The sequence below is a fragment of the Kitasatospora sp. NPDC023118 genome (genome assembly GCF_055560875.1).
On record NZ_JBVHHW010000088.1, the window covers coordinates 1 to 1,676 of the forward strand.

The 1,676-nt window shown below is 70.8% G+C and carries 2 protein-coding genes; one reads left to right on the top strand and one right to left on the bottom strand.

The window, feature by feature from the left end:
- Positions 1-146: 146 nt before the first annotated feature.
- On the top strand, positions 147-644 hold the full coding sequence (locus tag ACZ3UD_RS37670) for a hypothetical protein (protein ID WP_465598621.1): 498 nt from the start codon (positions 147-149) through the stop codon (positions 642-644).
- Here the strand turns inward: ACZ3UD_RS37670 and ACZ3UD_RS37675 are convergent.
- On the bottom strand, positions 610-1,440 hold the full coding sequence (locus ACZ3UD_RS37675; RefSeq protein WP_465598624.1) for an IS5 family transposase: 831 nt from the start codon (positions 1,438-1,440) through the stop codon (positions 610-612). The two genes, ACZ3UD_RS37670 and ACZ3UD_RS37675, sit on opposite strands and share 35 nt — an antisense overlap.
- Positions 1,441-1,676 lie beyond the last annotated feature (236 nt).

Below are 1,676 nucleotides of genomic sequence, written 5' to 3' on the forward strand. Positions count from 1 at the left end.
GCGAGGTTAAACGCCAAGCTCAGAAGGCGTCCGCAATCCGCTTGCGGCGTATGACTTTTCGCTGTTCAGGCCTGTTCAGGCGTGGTTTGCGGGGTTGGGCGGCAGGGTTTCGGCGTCGGGTTGTCGAGGTCGGAACGGAGTGTGTGATGCCGCCGTCGCCGTTGGGGTTGCTGGAGGAGCGTCGGGAGGCCGCCCGGGTGCGGGTGGAGGATCTGGAGGCCGAGTTGGAGCGCCTCGAGGGTGAGTTGAAGTCGGCGAGGGCGGTGTCGGAGCGTCGGGTGGTGGCGGTGGAGGAGCTGGCCGAGGCGCTCGCCCCGGCCGAGGATGCCGTGGGGCCGGCGCAGGCGGGAGTGCGGGTGCCGCCGAAGGGGGCGGTGGTGCCGGTGTGGCGGGAGGGTCTGGATCCGGTGGACGCATTGGCGCCGGACTACCGGCGGCTGGTGGAGGCGGTGGGGTCCGGCGGGCAGGGTGGTGTCGGCCTGACCATGCGGGAGGTGGCGGTCGCGGTCGGCCGGGAGCCGGTCGCCGCGGTGACGGAGAACCTGCGGCAGAAGGCGAGGCGGCTGGTGGAGCGGGGCTGGCTGGAGGTCGACGGGTCCGGGAGCCGGTTCATGCCGCGGCGGCGGCCCCAGGCCGCGGGGTGACACTGCTGGCCCGGCGGCGGCGGTGGCGGGCGAGGCGCCGGCTCATGACCATGGTCATGGACCACAGGATCACGGCCTGGGCGCTGTCGGTGCGGGTTTCGTAGTCGCGGGTGAGGCGGCGTGAGCGCATCAGCCAGCCGAACGTCCTCTCTGCCACCCAGTGGCGTGGGACGACGCGGAACCCGGACAGGTCGTCGGTGCGTTTGACGATCTCGACGATCAGGGCGAGCTTGGTCTTCGCCCAGGTGACGAGGTCGCCGGTGTAGCCGCTGTCGGCCCAGATCCTTTGCAGGTAGCGGAACTTGGCCTTCAGTGTGGGGAGCATGTCGGCGGCGGTGGCCCGGTCGCCGGCGTCGGCGGGCGTGACCAGGACCATCAGGAGCAGGCCGAGGGTGTCGACGACCAGGTGTCGCTTGCGGCCGTTGATTTTCTTCGCGCCGTCGTAGCCGCGCGTCGCACTGTGCACGCTGGCGGCGGCCTTGACCGACTGGGAGTCGATGACCGCCGCTGTCGGCTCGGGGGCGCGGCCCTGCGCGGTGCGGGCGGCGGCGCGCATCCGGTCGTGGAACTCGGTCAGCAGGCCGGTGTCGCGCCAGCGGGTGAAGAAGGCGTGGACCCGCTTGTACGGCGGGAAGTCGACGGGCAGCGCGGCCCATTTGACGCCGTTGTCGACGAGGTAGCGGATCGCATCCAGCATCTGGCGGTGGCAGTAGCCCTCCGGTCGCCCGCCCCGGCCGCTCATCCACGCTGGCACCGGCAGCAGGTCCCGCACCGCCGCCCACTCGGCGTCAGTCATGTCGCTGTCGTAGCGTCGAACACGATCGCGGTGGTCGCCCGCGTTGCCGTATCGGTGCGCGAAGCAGTCACACCTTGGGGGTACCGAGTTGCCGCCGACCGCGGCGACGGCGTACAAGAGCGGCAACAGGGCCTCCTTGCGCTTTCGGTCTCGACAACCTCCAAGCTGCACAGGGGCCCTGTCTTCATGCGGCGACAACGTCGAGATCACCCGAATCGGGAACCCGCGAACACTCG

Excerpts from the sequence above, each read along its gene's own strand:
- ACZ3UD_RS37670 (WP_465598621.1), top strand. The coding sequence starts at position 147 with ATGCCGCCGTCGCCGTTGGGGTTGCTGGAGGAGCGTCGGGAGGCCGCC.
- ACZ3UD_RS37675 (WP_465598624.1), bottom strand. The coding sequence starts at position 1,440 with ATGACTGACGCCGAGTGGGCGGCGGTGCGGGACCTGCTGCCGGTGCCA.